Source organism: Amycolatopsis sp. NPDC051071 (assembly GCF_040682875.1).
In the GTDB taxonomy this organism is placed as follows: Bacteria; Actinomycetota; Actinomycetes; order Mycobacteriales; family Pseudonocardiaceae; genus Amycolatopsis.
On the sequence record NZ_JBFBBY010000068.1, the window covers coordinates 25966 to 41257 of the forward strand.

At 67.2% G+C, this 15292-nt stretch carries 12 protein-coding genes; 7 read left to right on the forward strand and 5 right to left on the reverse strand.

Annotated features, from left to right (window positions below; all coding sequences use genetic code 11):
* Position 1: 1 nt before the first annotated feature.
* From AB0M65_RS22065 to AB0M65_RS22095, 7 genes are all read left to right on the forward strand, one after another.
* Positions 2 to 1246, forward strand: a complete 1245-nt coding sequence (locus tag AB0M65_RS22065; RefSeq protein ID WP_364030339.1) for a DUF445 domain-containing protein — start codon at positions 2 to 4, stop codon at positions 1244 to 1246.
* 347 nt (positions 1247 to 1593) lie between these two features.
* Positions 1594 to 4563 carry a patatin-like protein gene (locus AB0M65_RS22070; RefSeq protein ID WP_364030342.1) on the forward strand — a complete coding sequence of 990 codons (2970 nt, stop codon included), beginning with the start codon at positions 1594 to 1596 and terminating at the stop codon, positions 4561 to 4563.
* Positions 4564 to 4778: 215 nt separating this feature from the next.
* Complete coding sequence (gene ectA, locus AB0M65_RS22075; protein ID WP_364030345.1) at positions 4779 to 5270, forward strand: diaminobutyrate acetyltransferase; 492 nt, start codon at positions 4779 to 4781, stop codon at positions 5268 to 5270.
* A 38-nt stretch (positions 5271 to 5308) separates the two neighbouring features.
* Positions 5309 to 6559, forward strand: a complete 1251-nt coding sequence (gene ectB / locus AB0M65_RS22080) for a diaminobutyrate--2-oxoglutarate transaminase (protein ID WP_364030348.1) — start codon at positions 5309 to 5311, stop codon at positions 6557 to 6559.
* 32 nt (positions 6560 to 6591) lie between these two features.
* Positions 6592 to 6981: an ectoine synthase gene (locus AB0M65_RS22085; protein WP_364030351.1), complete on the forward strand. Its 390-nt coding sequence runs from the start codon at positions 6592 to 6594 to the stop codon at positions 6979 to 6981.
* 23 nt (positions 6982 to 7004) lie between these two features.
* On the forward strand, positions 7005 to 7904 hold the full coding sequence (gene thpD, locus AB0M65_RS22090; protein WP_364030354.1) for an ectoine hydroxylase: 900 nt from the start codon (positions 7005 to 7007) through the stop codon (positions 7902 to 7904).
* A 373-nt stretch (positions 7905 to 8277) separates the two neighbouring features.
* Positions 8278 to 11073: a BTAD domain-containing putative transcriptional regulator gene (locus tag AB0M65_RS22095; protein WP_364030357.1), complete on the forward strand. Its 2796-nt coding sequence runs from the start codon at positions 8278 to 8280 to the stop codon at positions 11071 to 11073.
* 364 nt (positions 11074 to 11437) lie between these two features.
* Here the strand turns inward: AB0M65_RS22095 and AB0M65_RS22100 are convergent, their stop codons facing one another.
* The 5 genes from AB0M65_RS22100 to AB0M65_RS22120 form a co-directional block, all read right to left on the reverse strand.
* On the reverse strand, positions 11438 to 12088 hold the full coding sequence (locus AB0M65_RS22100; protein WP_364030360.1) for a DUF4190 domain-containing protein: 651 nt from the start codon (positions 12086 to 12088) through the stop codon (positions 11438 to 11440).
* 161 nt (positions 12089 to 12249) lie between these two features.
* Positions 12250 to 13173, reverse strand: coding sequence for a hypothetical protein (locus AB0M65_RS22105; protein WP_364030363.1), 924 nt, complete (start codon positions 13171 to 13173; stop codon positions 12250 to 12252).
* The gene (locus AB0M65_RS22110; RefSeq protein WP_364030366.1) at positions 13131 to 13607 is read right to left on the reverse strand and encodes a hypothetical protein; all 477 of its coding nucleotides are present in this window, start codon (positions 13605 to 13607) and stop codon (positions 13131 to 13133) included. Before AB0M65_RS22110 ends, AB0M65_RS22105 begins: the two co-directional genes overlap by 43 nt.
* Positions 13608 to 13697: 90 nt before the next feature.
* Positions 13698 to 14144, reverse strand: coding sequence for a hypothetical protein (locus tag AB0M65_RS22115; RefSeq protein WP_364030369.1), 447 nt, complete (start codon positions 14142 to 14144; stop codon positions 13698 to 13700).
* Positions 14145 to 14151: 7 nt separating this feature from the next.
* Positions 14152 to 14883 (reverse strand): OmpA family protein, encoded by a 732-nt coding sequence (locus tag AB0M65_RS22120; protein ID WP_364030372.1) that lies wholly within the window; start codon positions 14881 to 14883, stop codon positions 14152 to 14154.
* Positions 14884 to 15292 lie beyond the last annotated feature (409 nt).

Below are 15292 nucleotides of genomic sequence, written 5' to 3' on the forward strand. Positions count from 1 at the left end.
TATGGGCGCGTTCCTCGACGGCATCCTCGCCGACTTCGCCCAGCACTGGCCGCTTTACGTCTCCATCCCGATCGTCGCCGCGTTGATCGGGTACACCACCAAACTCGTCGCGATCCGGATGATGTTCCAGCCGGTCGAGTTCGTCGGGATCAAACCGTTCCTCGGCTGGCAGGGCATCGTGCCCAAACGCGCCGCGCGGATGGCGAGTATCGCCTGCGACACGATGACCGAACAGCTGATCAAACCGGCGGAGGTCGTCGCCAGGCTCGATCCGCGGCGAATCGCCAAGGAGATCGAAAAACCACTCCAAGCCGCGGTCGAGGACATCGTGCGCGACGTCGCCGCCCACTATCAGCCGGGGCTGTGGGAATCGCTGCCGGTGGGGATGCAGCGGCTGGTGATCCAGCGCGTCCAGGCCGAGACGCCGAGGATGGTCGCCGCCGTACTGGAGCTGATCAAGTCCGATGTGGACAGTGTGTTCGACCTCAAGGGCATGGTGGTCACCGCACTGGTCAAGGACAAGCGGCTGCTGAACCGGATCTTCCAGGAAGCGGGCGACAAGGAGTTCAAGTTCATCGCCCGGTCCGGCATCTTCTTCGGCGGGCTGATCGGCGTCATCCAGATGGTCGTGTGGGTGCTGTTCAAGTTCCCGCTGATGATGCCGCTGTTCGGGCTGTTCACCGGCTGGTTCACCGACTGGCTGGCGCTGCGGATGATCTTCTACCCGCTCGAAGAGCGCCGGTACTTCGGCGTGCGGTGGCAAGGCTTGTTCCTGAAGCGGCGCGGCGAAGTCGCGGAGGCGTACGGCGGGCTGATCGCGAAGGAGATCATCACCCCGCACAACGTGATCGAAGCGGTGCTGCACGGCCCGCTGTCCGACCGGGTCCTCGGCCTGATCCAGCGCCAGCTCGACGAACAACTCGGCCGCCGCGTCGGCGTCGGGAAACCGCTGGTTGTGTTCGCCGTCGGCAGCAGGCGGTATCAGGACATGAAGCTGAACATCGCCGAGAAGATCATGGACAAACTGCCGGAGACCATGCGGTACATCGAGGACTACGCGAACGACGCGATGGACATCCGGAACGTGCTGGTGACGAAGATGAAGGAACTGTCGCCGCGTGAGTTCGAAGGCCTGCTGCGGCCCGCGTTCCAGCAGGACGAATGGATCCTGATCGCGACCGGCGCCGTCCTCGGCTTCGCCGTCGGTGAGGCCCAAGTCCTCCTCTTGGAACACTTCGCAGCCTGACGTCGCCCCGCGTTTAGTCCTCCGAGACGGTGGCCCGGCCTGACGCGACCCCGCACTCGCGTGCTTGAAGGCGTAACTCGCGTGCTTGGAGGCGTAACTCGCGTGCTTGAAGGCGTCACTCACGTGCTTGGACGTCGTACATCGAGTGCGACATTCAGGCACGCGAGTTACGCCTTCAGGCACGCGAGTGACGCGTTCAGGCACGCGAACCGGCAGTTCGGCAAGATCGTCGGTGACCGTGGGGTGAAACCGCCCTTACGGGCGAACGAATTTCGGCACGATCGGTGGTACACCGGTTCATCCGTCCGGTCTAAGGTGCTCGTGCACAAGCCTTGGGGAGGGCGCATATGGCCGACGCGGGAAGCCCGTGGCCGCAGGAGATCCGGCTGGCGATGACCATGGTGGGCGGGGCGAGCCTCGCGGTCTGGATGGGCGGGGTCGCCACCGAGACCTCGCATCTGCTGCGGGCGTCGAGAACGCCGGAAGCCGAGGGGCCGTACCGGGCCCTGCTCGACCTGCTCAACGCCACGGTCTCACTCGACGTGCTCACCGGCACGAGCGCGGGCGGGATCAACGCGGCGTGCCTCGGCCTCGCCGAGGCGTTCCGGTCGAGTCCGCAGGTGTTGCGTGACACGTGGATCAGCACGGGATCGCTCGACAATCTCATCCGCGAACCCGGCGAGAAGGAACCGCGCTCGCTGCTCGACGGCGACAAGGTGCTCCTCGGCGATCTGAAGGACGCGTTGCACCGGATCACCGACAAGGCGACGGTGAAACCCGACTGTCCCGACATCACCGTGCTGCTCACCGGCACGATGATCGACGGTGAGACGACCCGGTTCGACGACGCGCTGGGAAATCTGGTGCGGGACACCGAACATCGCCTGCTGTTCCGGTTCGACGGTCCTTTGTGGACGAAAGACGTGGTGGGGCCGCTCGCGCTGGCGGCACGCTCCACCGCGTCTTTCCCCGGCGCATTCGAACTGTCCCGGATGCCGATCGGCGGCAAGACCGACGAGTTGCATCCGGATATGACGCCGTACACCGACGTCACCCGATCGCATTGGCTGACGGACGGCGGGGTGCTGCTGAACAAGCCGCTGCGCCCGGCGTTGCGGGAGATTTTCGAACGGCCGTCGCATTCGGACGTCCGGCGGCTGCTGCTGTATGTGGTGCCGACGGCGGAACGCGAGGCCGAGCGGGTCGAGGTCGACGGGGACCGGCCGCCGCTTCTCGGCATCGCGATGAGCAAGGTCGTCGGCACCGTGCTGAGCCAGACCATCAGCGCCGAACTCGAAGACCTGACCCGGCACAACGACGCCGTCGTCCGTACCAGGGGAACCCGCGTTTCCCTTGCGGCGATGGGAGTTCGCGGCGGTCCGGCCGCGTTGGTCGATCAGCGGCTGATGAACGACTACCGCGATCGGCGGGTGCAGGAGGACGCCACCGCGCTGGTCCGCGAGGCGACCCGCAGGCTGTCACTGTCCGATGTGGAGGATCCGAGCAGGCAGTGGGCGTCCGGGACGGCGGCGCAGTTGCGTGCGGCCGCGGCGGAAGGTCTGCGTGACGGCCTGCCCGCCAAGCCGCCGAAGGATTCCTGTCAGCTCGAACACCTGGTCGCCTTCCGCACCACCGCGTTGGACGATTCGGTGGCCACCGGCCTGCAACTGGTCAACGCCGGTTTCCGGCTCGATCCGGCGCCGGAGCAGGCGGTGCAGCTCAATCGTTGCCGTGTCCTGCTGCATGAGGCGCGACACAAGGCGTCGCGTGGTCAGCGGCTCGCGACCTGGGTCGCCGCACAGGATCCGCCGCCCGGTGACGTCACCTTGGCCGCCTGGATCGGGAAGCTCGCCAAGGACTGGGCGACGCTCGGCCGGTCGGACACGCTGAAAGAGGCGTGGCCGCTCGTGACCGCCGCGCTCCGGCAGGCGACGCCGATCCTTTTGCCGCTGGCCAAGGCGAAACCGGATACCGAAGCCGGTGACACGGTCAGCACCCTGCTCGCGTGGACGGGGCTCACGTCCGACGAGAAGAGCGCGGGTGACCCGATCGTCACCGCGCGGCTGGTGCTGCTGCACATCGCCACGCGGGGGCTGCTCGCGCGGCCGCCGTCGGTCGACCAGCGGGTCGACCTCGTCCAGGTGAGCGCGGATTCGCGGACGCTGATGGATATGAAGCGGCGCCGATCATGGGACAAGCTCACCGGCATGCAGGCCGACTACTTCGGCGCGTTCTACAAGGCGTCCTGGCGTGCGAACGACTGGATGTGGGGCCGGGTCGACGGCGCGGGCTGGCTGGTCCAGTGCCTGCTCGACCCGAAACGACTGAGGCTCCTGCGTGACGTCGTCGGGCGTGACGCCTTCCGAGCTCAGGTGCGGGACACGTTCAAGAAGATCGGCTGGCGGCGGCCGGGTACCGAAGACGGGCTGTCGCAACCGGAAGCGGAGGCGTTGCGCGCGCAATTGACCGGTGAACTCGCTTTCCTCGGCCTCGACGGCGAACTCGGTGACGTGGAAGGAGAAGCCGCCCTGCCGATCAGCATGCCGGTGACGGCGATGGTGCTCGCCAGGGTCCGGCAACTGGAGATCGCGCGTGAGGAACTGCCCTGCGTCGGCCTCCATTGCGGACACGACGCGAAAACGGCCAAGGGGAACGGGAAGCCGTCGGAACGGTTCCGGCAGCTGATCGAGAATGAGCCGGAAACCGAGGAGCAGACCCAGCACGCGTTCCAGGCGTGCCAGGTCTCCGCCGAGCGGTTCGAACACGAACGTGGCTCGATGCTGCTGACGAAGACGCTGGTCAAGGCGGGTGCCGCCGGGATCAACGCGGCCGTCGGCGCGACGCGGGTGCCGAAGTCGGTCCAGCCGGCGGCCACTTTCGCGCAGGCCGCCGGACGCGGTGCGTGGTGGATCACCCGCGGCGCGGCCACGCTGCCGTCACCGTGGAACGTGCTGGCCGCGTTGATCACCGTGCTGGCGGGGTTCGTCCTCGGCGGACAGGGCGGCCCGGTGCTGCAATGGGTCGGCGTCCCGGTCGCCGCGGGGGCCGTCGTGTTCCTGGTGGTCAGCCTAATGACGTTGCGCAAGACGTGGCGGATGGTGCTTACGGTGGTGGCGGTGCTGGCGGGGGCGGGGTTACTGTTCGCGGCGTTCCTGCCGCCGGTGCGTGAGCCGCTGTTCGGCTGGCTCGGCGACGTCGTCGCGGCCTGGCGGCGAGGCGAGGCGCCGGTGTGGTGGCTTGTGGTCTGTCTGCTGCTCCTGCTGCCCGCCGTCTGGACCCCGCTCGGTTCCGTATTCCGGCGGCGGAGGCGCCGCTGAACCGCCGAATTGCGGCCTTGTCCTGCGAAGTAGTGGTAACCGTTGGTATCGTCACATGCGGTGAGACCGCAGCGTAGCGGCCTTACCCACGAGTGCTGCGCTTCAAACGTTACCGTTACCTTTGTCACGTATGTTTCAGGGTTGTCGCAGGTAGCCGCGTTGCCGCCGCCGCGCTGAACTGACCGCGCCCGAAACCTCCGGTACGTTTCTTGAACATGTCCGGAAAGCACTTGATCGAATACCCGACCAAGGCAGACGGTGCCGAGCTCTGGCGAATCGCCCGTGATTCGAAGAAGCTGGATCTCAACTCGGCCTACGCCTATTTGCTGTGGTGCCGCGATTTCGCCGACACCTCTGTCGTCGCCAAAGTCGACGGTATCCCGGTCGGCTTCGTGCTCGGGTATCGGAAGCAGGACACCGGCTTCGTCTGGCAGGTCGCGGTCGACGCGTCCCAGCGGGGAAAAGGCCTGGCCGGGGCACTGCTCGACGAGTTGTTCAGCCGTCTTGCCGCCCAAGGCGTGCGGTACCTCGAAACGACGATCACGCCGGACAACGAGGCTTCGATCCGGTTGTTCGCCTCGTTCGCCAAGCGGTGGAACGCCACCTTGGAACGCCAGGATCTGTTCACGTCGGCGGATTTTCCGGCCGAAGACGGAACGCATGAGCAAGAGGATCTGTACCGAATCGGTCCGCTCAGCAGTCAGTAGAATGTAAAGCCGGGGATCGCAGGGAGAAAGAAAACGTCATGAGCATTTTCGAAGAACTCGAATCCCAAGTACGCAGCTACAGCCGCGGCTGGCCCGTGGTGTTCGACAGGGCGCAGGGGAGCTACCTGTACGACGAAGACGGCAAGGGGTATCTCGACTTCTTCGCCGGTGCCGGCGCGCTCAACTACGGGCACAACAACCCGGCACTCAAGCGGGCACTGATCGACTACATCGCCCGTGACGGCGTCACGCACGCACTCGACATGTTCACCGTGGCCAAGCGGGACTTCCTGGAGACGTTCAAGGAGAAGATCCTCGCGCCGCGCGAACTCGACTACAAGGTCGTCTTCCCCGGTCCCGGTGGCGCGAACGCGGTCGAGGCCGCGCTGAAGCTCGCACGCAAGGTGACCGGCAAGGAATCGGTCATCAACTTCACCAACGCCTTCCACGGCATGACGCTGGGTGCCTTGTCGGTGACCGGTAACTCGATGAAGCGTGGCGGCGCGGGCGTCCCGCTGGTGCACGCCACCCCGATGCCGTACGACAACTACTTCGACGGTTCCATCCCGGACTTCCTGTACTTCGAGAAGCTGCTCGGGGACTCCGGCAGCGGTCTCAACGAGCCCGCCGCCGTGATCGTCGAAGGCGTGCAGGGCGAGGGCGGCATCAACGCCGCGCGAGTCGAGTGGCTCAAGGCCCTCGACGACCTGTGCAAGAAGCACGGCATCCTGCTGATCCTCGACGACGTCCAGATGGGCTGCGGCCGCACCGGCTCGTTCTTCAGCTTCGAGGACGCGGGCATCAAACCCGACATGGTCTGCCTGTCGAAGTCCATCAGTGGCTACGGCATCCCGATGGCGCTCACCCTGATCCGCCCGGACCTCGACGTCTGGGAGCCGGGTGAGCACAACGGCACCTTCCGCGGCATCAGCCCGGCGTTCGTCACCGCGACCGAGGCGCTGCGCGTCTACTGGAGCGACGACGAGCTCGAGAAGTCGACCAAGGCCAAGGGCGAGCGCATCGCCGCCGCTTTCGAAGGCATCGTCGAGGCGTACCCGGACGCGAAGCTGTACGCCAAGGGCCGCGGTCTGGCCCGCGGTCTCGAGTTCGCCGACGGCGACCTCGCGGGCAAGGTCTGCGCCGCCGCGTTCGAGCGCGGGCTGCTGATGGAGACCTCCGGCCCCGACGGCGAGGTCATGAAGCTGCTGCCGCCGCTGACACTGACCGACGACGAACTCACGAAGGGCCTGGCGATCATCGACGAGTCCATCGCCTCCGTCCTGACCTGATTGTCCGTACCAGGAAGAAGAAGGAGTTTCCTTTGCTTGTCAGAACACTCGACGAGGTCACCGACACCGACTCCGACATCAAGACCCCGAACTGGCGCAGCAAACGCATCGTGCTGGCCAAAGAGGGCGTCGGTTTCTCGGTGCACGAGACCACGCTTTACGCCGGGACGGTCAACGACTTCTGGTACGCGAACCACATCGAAGCGGTCTTCATCACATCCGGTGAAGGCGAGCTCGAAAACACCGCGACCGGCGAGGTCTTCCAGCTGAAGCCGGGCACGTTGTACTTGCTCAACGACCACGACAAACACCAGGTCCGGCCCAAGACCGAGATCAAGTGCGTCTGTGTGTTCAACCCGCCCATCACCGGTCGTGAGGTCCACGACGAAAACGGCGTGTACCCGCTAGTCACCGAACCCTAAAATCGCTCGAGGAGGCGACTGCATTGACGCTGACCGACACCCGAGTCGACGACAGCTACCCGACCCGCATCACGGGTAAGCCCGAACACCTGCCGAGGGCGCATCCCACCGTCTGGGGCACCGAGGCCGACGGTCCCCTTGACGGGGCAACGCTCGCCAATCACGAGGCCCGTGGCTACACCGTCGTCGACCAGTTGCTGTCGCCTGGCGAGATCCAGACCTACTGGCAGGAACTCGTCCGTCTGTCGTCGGGGGACCACCGCGACGACGAGCGGGTCATCACCGAGGCCAAGACCGGTGAAGTCCGCTCCATTTTCGATGTCCACGAGACCAGCGAGCTGATCGCGGAACTCGTCCGCGACCCCCGTGTGCTCGACCGGGCCCGGCAGATCCTCGGCTCCGAGGTCTACATCCACCAGAGCCGCGTGAACTACATGCCCGGCTTCAAGGGCACCGGGTTCTACTGGCACTCGGACTTCGAGACCTGGCACGCCGAGGACGGCATGCCGTCGCCTCGCGCGGTCAGCTGCTCCATCGCGCTCACCGACAACTACCCGTTCAACGGCGGGCTGATGCTCATGCCGGGTTCGCAGCGGACCTTCGTCCAATGCGCCGGGGAAACCCCGGAAGCGAACTACAAGAGTTCACTGAAAGAGCAGCGGGTCGGTGTGCCGAGCGAGGAAGACATCACCGCGCTCGCGGCCGAATACGGAATCGACCAATTCACCGGCCAAGCCGGTTCGGCGCTCTGGTTCGATTCGAATGTGATGCACGGTTCGTCGAACAACATCACGCCGTACCCGCGGTCGAACATCTTCGTGGTGTTCAACAGCGTCGAGAACGCGCTGCGGGAGCCCTTCGCCGCGATCGAACCGAGGCCCGCGTTCATCGCGGGCCGAGACAGCAGCCCGCTGACCCGGTGATATGCGTAGCGTGACGGGGCGCCTGTAGCGAGTGATGTGCGCCCTGTTACGTTGGCGCCACGTGTACGGGCCAGTGGGCTCGCTCACGTAGCTGTTGTCGACGGACGGACGGGTTCTTCGCTCGGGGTGAGCCCACCCGCCGGACGTGGACGCCGATGTCCGGTATGGGTCGCGCCCCCAGGCGGCCCAAATCGGATATCTCCCGGCTCCGTGCCATCAGATCGGGACTGATGGCGCGGAGCCTTTTTCTTTGCCCGGACGAGGCGGCGCCAAAGCAGGTGACCGTTCGAGATCCGCGTTTTCTGGTTGGCGGCGTCCTCGCGCGGTAGGTTGACTACTCCGGTAAGGGGAGAGATCGGGGGAGGGGGCGATCATGGCCGAAAGCGATTCCCCTGCCCGCTTCCAGCTCCTCGGTCCCGTGCGGTTGCTCGACGGCGACCGGCCGGTGCCCGTCGGTGGCCCCGGCGTCCGCGGCCTGCTCGCGCTGCTCGCCCTCAAGGTCAACAAGGTCGTCGCGCTCGACGAGATCATCGACGCGCTGTGGGGGCACGACCCGCCGGCGACCGCCCGCACGATCGTCCACGGCAACGTCTCCCACCTGCGGCGCGTGCTCCGCGACATCCAGGGCGACCATCCACGCGGTGCCCAGATCCTCACCGCGCCGCCGGGGTACCAGCTCACCGTCGAACCCGGCCGGATCGACGTCCACCGCGCCCGCTCCCTGCTGGACCGGGCGACCGCCGAGGAACCGGCCAAGGCGTCCGAGCTGCTCGCCGACGCCCTTTCGCTCTGGCAGGGGCCCGCACTCGCCGGCGTGCCGGATTCGGTCCGCGCACCCGAACTGGAGGATCTGAGGCTCGCCGTCCACGGCGCCAGGGTCGACGCGGATCTCGAACTCGGCAGGCACGCGGAGCTGATCGTCGAGCTCAGCCCGATGGTCCGGACCAACCCGCTTTCCGAACGCACGGCGGGCCAGCTGATGCGCGCGCTGTATCACTCCGGACGCCGCGGCGACGCGCTGGAGCTGTACCGCACGGTCTCCCGGGCGACCCTGCGCACACTCGGCGTCGAACCCGGCGCGGATCTGCGGTGGCTGCACGAACGCGTGCTCAATGACGACCTGCCGGTCAAGATCGTCTCCGAACCGAAGGCCGAACACGCCGCGACGCCGGTGCAGCAGTTGCCGCCCGCCGTGCCGAACCTCGCCGGCCGCGAAGCCGATCTCGCCTGGCTCGACGACCTTTCCGAGCGGGCCGAAGCGGGCGAGACGGCGGTCGGCGTGGTCACCGGGACCGCCGGGATCGGCAAGAGCAGCCTGGTGGTCTGGTGGGCGCATCGCGCCGCCCGCCGCTTCCCCGACGGCATCCTTTTCGCCTCCCTGCGGGGTTTCGACCCGCATCACCTGCCACTGGAACCCGCCGAACTGCTCATCCAGTTCCTGCTCGGCCTCGGCGTACCCGCCGACGGCATCCCCGGGCAAGTCCACGAACGCATCGCGTTGTACCGCTCGATGATCGCCGGACGGCGGATGCTGGTGATCCTCGACAACGCGCGCTCGGCCGAGCAGGTGCGGCCACTGCTGCCGCCGGGTTCGCGTTCGATGGCGTTGGTGACCAGCCGCTCCCGGCTCGACGGGCTCGCCGTTTCCAACGCCGCCAAACTACGCGTGCTCGGCACGCTCGCACCCGGCGACGCCGTCCGGCTGATCGAGGAGCTGGCCGGACCCGCCGGTTTCGACCTCAACCACGCGTTGGCCCGGCTCTGCGGTTACCTCCCGCTCGCGCTGCGGATCGCGGGTGCCCGGCTCGCCGCGAGCGCGCAGTGGTCCGCGCAGGATCTGGTCGACGAACTCGGCAACGAACGCACCAGGCTGGCCGCGCTCGACGTCGAAGGGCCGGACGACGGCGTCCGCGCGGCGTTCGACGTCTCGTTCCGCGGGCTGCCGTCCGACGTCGCGCATACGTTCCTGCGGCTCGGCGTCGTCCAATGCGTTTCCGCCGGTTCCTACCTGACGGCCGCGATCGGCGGGATCACCGTCGCCGAGGCGCGGCGGCATCTGCGGGTGCTCGCCGCGCACAACCTGCTCGCCGAGACCGGCCGCGACGCCTTCGTCCCGCACGACCTCGTCCGGCTGTTCCTGCGGGAGCTGGCGGAGAACGAACTCGACGAGTCCGATCGGGAAGACGTTCTTTCCCGATCGATCAGGTTCTATCAAGCCGTCGCGGACCGGGCGCGCCGCAAGATGCTGCGGATCGTCGACCCACTCGATTTCGACGGCGTCCTCACCGACGCGCAGGCCCCGCCGATGAGCTCCTTCGCCGACGCGCAGGACTGGTTCGCCGCGGAGTGGGAGAACCTGCTGGAGGTACTCGAAGCCGCCCGCGCCGCCGGACGCCACGACGACGTCTGGCGGCTCGCCAGGGTCGCGCACACCTACCGTGCGGTCTATCCGTTGCTGGACGAGTGGACGCGGCTGGTCGAGATCGGGCTGGAGGCCGCCGAGCGCTCCGGCGACGTCCTCGGCCGCTGCTGGATGCTGATCTCCCGCTGCGCCATCGCACTCACTTTCGAACTGCCGCAGGGCTGCCTCGCCGACGCCGAACGCGCACTCGAACTGGCGACCGCGATCGGCGACCACCGGCTGATGATCTCCGCGAACATCCATCTCGGCAGCGCGCTGACCCTGCTGGCCCGGTTCGACGAGGCCATCGCGACGCTGCGGCAGGCCGTCGACGAGACCGGCCGGACCGGCGACCTCGAACTGCGCGGGCAGGCACTCAACAACTGCGCGGAGGCCGAGAAACGGGCCGGGCGGTTCATCGAGGCGATCGGGCACCAGGTCACCTCGCTGGAGATCGACCGGACCCTCGGCGACGACAGCTACGTCGTCGTCTCGCTGAACAACCTCGCCGAACTGAGCATGAAGATCGGCGAGCTGGCCGCCGCGGAGCGGTATATCTGGGAGGCCGTCGACCTGACGATCAGCAGGCGGTTCACGCTCCAGGAGGGCGTGCTGCGGCTGACGCTGGGGCGGGTGCTGCGGGCCGGGTCGGATGTGGACGGTGCCCGGGAGCAGTTCGCGCAGGCACTGAAAATCCTGGAAGACGCCAATCCCAAACTCGCCGGGCTGGTCCGTGCGGAACTTACGGACCTCGGCGATGGTCCGTAAGTGATCCTTAGCGGATTCTTAGTGGTGTTGTCTTTCGCGCGCGTAGGGTCCGCTTCGGCGCCGGTCGAGCCCTAGGGGAGGGGCAGTCGGTAGGGACCGGCGCTCGGGCGGACCCGGCGAGGGTCCGTCTGAAGAGTCGCCAGGAGCGGCTCGTGGCGGTCCGGCCGGTGGAGGATGGGGGCGATACCGGCCGGCCGCCAGGCGGCGTCGCCCGCGAGTAGAGGACTACTTGCGATCCTTGCGCGTGCAACTACCGCAACCAGAGGACTACTTGCGATCCTTGCGCGTGCAGCTACCGCAACCAGAGGACTGGTTGCGGTCCTTGCGCGTGCAACTACCGCAACCAGAGGACTACTTGCGAGGCTCAGCCGGTGCTCGCGGTGCACAACGCGATGGTCTGCCCCTTGTTCTCCGCCACCTTCGTCCCGTTGACCAGGATCGAGCAGCTGATCTGGTTGCTGACCGTCGAGTTCCGGGTGTCCGCGGTGACGGTGAGCAGGTAGTCACCCGAGTTGAACGACGCCGTGCCACGCCATTCGTCGGTACTGGCCGGGGTGGTCTCGGTCCGCTGGTCGTTGAGCGAGCCGAACCGGACGGTCGCGCCGCCGGACGCGCTGACGACGAACTCGACGGCGTTCTTGTCCCCGGCGACCGCCGGAGAATGAAGTCCCGACTCGCCAGTAGCGAAGAAGTTGGTGTAGACCAGTAACCCGCCGGCGGCCAGCAGACCGGCGAGGGAAAGTGCCAGCCCCGCGACACCCATTCCCTTCTTGTCCGCTTCACCCTTCTTGATTTTGATCAAACCGATCACGGAAAGGGTTATTCCGATTACGGCGAGCGGCCAAGCGGCAAGCCCGGCCACCGGGACGAAGGCGACCCCGAGTGCCGCCAAGCCGACCAGGAAACCCGCGATGACCAGGCCGTTCTTGGGCTTGTGGTGCCGGGTTCCGTGCGTGGCGAACCCCGGGCCGTAGCGAGTGGCGGGGGGATGCGGGAGCGGTGGATCGGTCGGCATACATGCCCTTTCGGCGGGTTCTGTCCGAAGACGTTAACCCATCGTCCGGGGTAATGGCCGAAATTGTTACCTGCTGGAAAACGTCATCATTAAACGATGATCATGCGGTCATCGACATTTTCTGACGAGAATTGTGGCATCGCCGAATGTCGGATACCCGATCACTGATCGAACAGACTGACCTCTGGCGTGATCTCCAGCAGTTCGTGCACCGGGCGGCCGCGGCGGCCGTCGATGGTCGTCGTGCGCACGACACGCAGCCGCGCGGTCACCGGCCGGTCGAGGTTCTCCTTGATCTCGTCGAGCAGATCCGGCGCGACGGCGCCTTGGATCGTGCCGCCCGATTCGCGTTCGAGATAGAAGATCCGCCGCCGGGTGCGGACGCCGTCCAGCCTGCCGCTGACCGTCTCGTAGCCGACGGCTTCCCGTGACTCGCGCAGGCTCCCGGACAGGATCCTCGCCTGTTCGGTGGTCATGCTGCGGGTCACTTCGTCGCCGGAGGTCGGCGTCAGCCCCATGCCGATCCCGGCGTGTTTGCTGACCGCGTTGACGATGTCGCTGACCGCGTTGCGGACGGTGTCGCGCTGCAGCAGCACCGCGTCCAGCGCGCCGTCGTCGGAACCGTTGGCAGGCAGGAAGTCGCACAGTTCCTTGACCGCGCGTTCGGACAGCGACTCGAGGCCGTCGTGGATGAGCGCGTCTTCGACCGCCGGTTCGGGGAAGCCGAAGAAGATCGCGTTCCCCGCTTGCCCGCGCTGGATCAGCGGGGCCTTTTCCCGGTCCGCGGGCTGGACGATGGTCACCTCACCCGACGGGTTGCGGATGATGTGCCCGATCTTCGCCGTCGCGTCCTGCAACGCGCGGCTGATGTCGGAAAAGGTGTACGCGTCGAGATGCGATTCGCCGATCACGGAAACGCGAAGCAGCGGCGAACGGGACGTCCGCTCGAATTTCGCGTACGCGGCCATCGCCGACGCGCGGGCGAGGTCGTCGAGCCACGTGCCGCCGGGGATTTCGTCGGCGATACGCCGGAATTCGTTCCTCACCAGATCACTTCCGGAATTCCCCTGCCACCCGCGGCCCATACTTCTTCCCAGATCTCCTCGTCGCCGGGGCGGCAGAGGAAACCGTCGAGCATGCCGCCGACGGGCTGGACCTGCTCCAGGTACATGGCGGGCTGGCCGACGATGACCCCGCGCAGGGTCAGCAACCCGTACAGCGCCGAGCGTCCTTCGTCGTCGAGCCGTTTGAGCGCACCCCATTCGTCCGGGATCAGCACCACGTCGAGCCCGAGCGGGGCATGCGGGGTCCGTGCGGTCAGCGCGCCGCCGATCCACGCGCGGCCGGTCGGCATGATCCGCCGGGCGACCCCCAGATAGCTGTTCAACGCGCTGAACAGGATTTCGCGATCGTTCTGATGCGGTGCGTCGAAGACCAGCCGCTCATAGACGTCGGCGAGATCGGCGGGATGACGGCCCGGGGGCAGCAGGTTGTGCGGCGTCCAGTAGGGGAGCGCCAATCGGAGCCTCCTTCGTGTGCCGGGGCTCCCGATCGAAGAAACGAACCCGGCTCCCGCTCACAGTGCGTAGCCGAATTTACCAGGTGAGTGTCAACCGCCCTGCCCCGGCCGGTGCTCGGAGCGACGGCCACCCGGCGGCCAGTCCTCGTCGCTCGGCCAGACCGGCTCGGCTTCGTGGCCGTACTCGCCGTTCCGCGCGGCCGGTTCCGGTTCGTCGGAGTGGTAGATCCGTGCCGGGTGTACCGGTTCCGGGATCAGCTGGCCCTCGCGGTGGCCCTCCGCCACCTGGTCGAACGGCTCGTCGTCGTCCTGGATCCGCGCGGGCGGGATGAACTGAGTTTGCTCCGCCGAAAGCGGCTCAGGCTCGGTGTAGACCGGGATCGCGGGCTCGGGTTCGGGCTCGGGCTCACCGGCCGGTGCCGGTTCGGGCGCCGCTTGTGCACGCCGCTCGCCGCGCGTCATCAGCCAGGTGACACCGCAGCCGAGGGCGAAAGAGATGAGCAGCCAAAGCCAGATCTGCCCGAAGAGCCACAGCATTGAGCCATCACCTCTGTGTCCGCTGTTCGACCGCGATGTCGACGCGGCGGCCCTCGCCGCCCGTGCCGTCGGAGTTCCTGCGCTCGGTGGAGTAGACCTGGTCACGCTTGACCCCGTTGCGCTCCAGTAACCGCTCCACCGTCTTCGCCCGGTTCAGGGAAAGCTTCTTGTCCGAACCCGTCGCCACCTGGCCGGTGATCCGGAACCGCAGCTCGCCCGGAGCGTCCGTGAGCAGCTTCGCGATTTCGAGGGCGCCACGTTCGCCGTCCGCGGTCAGGTCGGTGGTGTCCGGCTGGAACGTGATCGGTACCGCCGTCAGCAGACGGCCGATCTCGGCCTGGAAACCGGCCTTGTCCGTCGGCTTGGCAGGCGTCGGCGTAGGACTGGGCGGCGGGCTCGGCGGCGCGGGCGGCTTGGTGGACGGTTCGCCACTGGTGGTCACCGGGCCCGCCGGCGGGGCGGTGTCGCCGGAGATCTCGACCGTGCGGACCCCGTCGATCCGCTGGATGGCGTCCATCGCCTGCGCGGCCTCGTTGGGAGGGAAGCCGCTGAGGCTCGCGTCGCGGCCGGAGAAACTCACCTGGCCACCCGACACGCCGACGTCCGCGAGCGCGTCCTGCGCGCGCGCCATCAGGCCGGCCTCGATGTCGTCCGAGGTCGACCAGACGGAAATCGCCGTCAAGGCGGCGGTGACCAGCAGCGCTGTAGGCAGCAAGCGGCTCCAGCGTGTACCGGGCATGCAGGGACTGTAAGCCGCGTTCCGCCGGTTAGCGACCCGGCTTTCACCGCGTCCGACCCGGCGTCCGGCGGCCTTCGAGGCCAGTCCTCAGCCCGCGTCCGGCCGCGCGTACGGACGTCGTCGAGCAGCGTCGACGGTGGTCAGAGGTTTGCTCCGGTGCCTGTCGCGGCTTGTGCCGGGAGTCGTGCCGGCGCCGCCGCCGGGTGATCGGACGGGTTAGGCACATTACCCTGTTGAGTGACACCGATCGGCCTGATCGGAGCAACCGGTACGCGCGTGAGTGGTGTTGTCCTGGCGACGGGAAGCGTTCGGGTTCGGGTCTCGTGAGTGTTTTGGGTCGTTAGGGCCAAGAGTGTCTTGGGTACCTACTGAAATTTGGCTGCGGGGCTGATCGTGGGTCAGGTCCGTG

Excerpts from the sequence above, each read along its gene's own strand:
- AB0M65_RS22115 (WP_364030369.1), bottom strand. The coding sequence starts at position 14,144 with ATGCTGTGGCTCTTCGGGCAGATCTGGCTTTGGCTGCTCATCTCTTTC.
- AB0M65_RS22105 (WP_364030363.1), bottom strand. The coding sequence starts at position 13,173 with ATGGGCCGCGGGTGGCAGGGGAATTCCGGAAGTGATCTGGTGAGGAAC.
- AB0M65_RS22065 (WP_364030339.1), top strand. The coding sequence starts at position 2 with ATGGGCGCGTTCCTCGACGGCATCCTCGCCGACTTCGCCCAGCACTGG.
- ectB (WP_364030348.1), top strand. The coding sequence starts at position 5,309 with ATGAGCATTTTCGAAGAACTCGAATCCCAAGTACGCAGCTACAGCCGC.
- AB0M65_RS22100 (WP_364030360.1), bottom strand. The coding sequence starts at position 12,088 with ATGCCGACCGATCCACCGCTCCCGCATCCCCCCGCCACTCGCTACGGC.
- ectA (WP_364030345.1), top strand. The coding sequence starts at position 4,779 with ATGTCCGGAAAGCACTTGATCGAATACCCGACCAAGGCAGACGGTGCC.
- AB0M65_RS22095 (WP_364030357.1), top strand. The coding sequence starts at position 8,278 with ATGGCCGAAAGCGATTCCCCTGCCCGCTTCCAGCTCCTCGGTCCCGTG.
- AB0M65_RS22120 (WP_364030372.1), bottom strand. The coding sequence starts at position 14,883 with ATGCCCGGTACACGCTGGAGCCGCTTGCTGCCTACAGCGCTGCTGGTC.
- AB0M65_RS22070 (WP_364030342.1), top strand. The coding sequence starts at position 1,594 with ATGGCCGACGCGGGAAGCCCGTGGCCGCAGGAGATCCGGCTGGCGATG.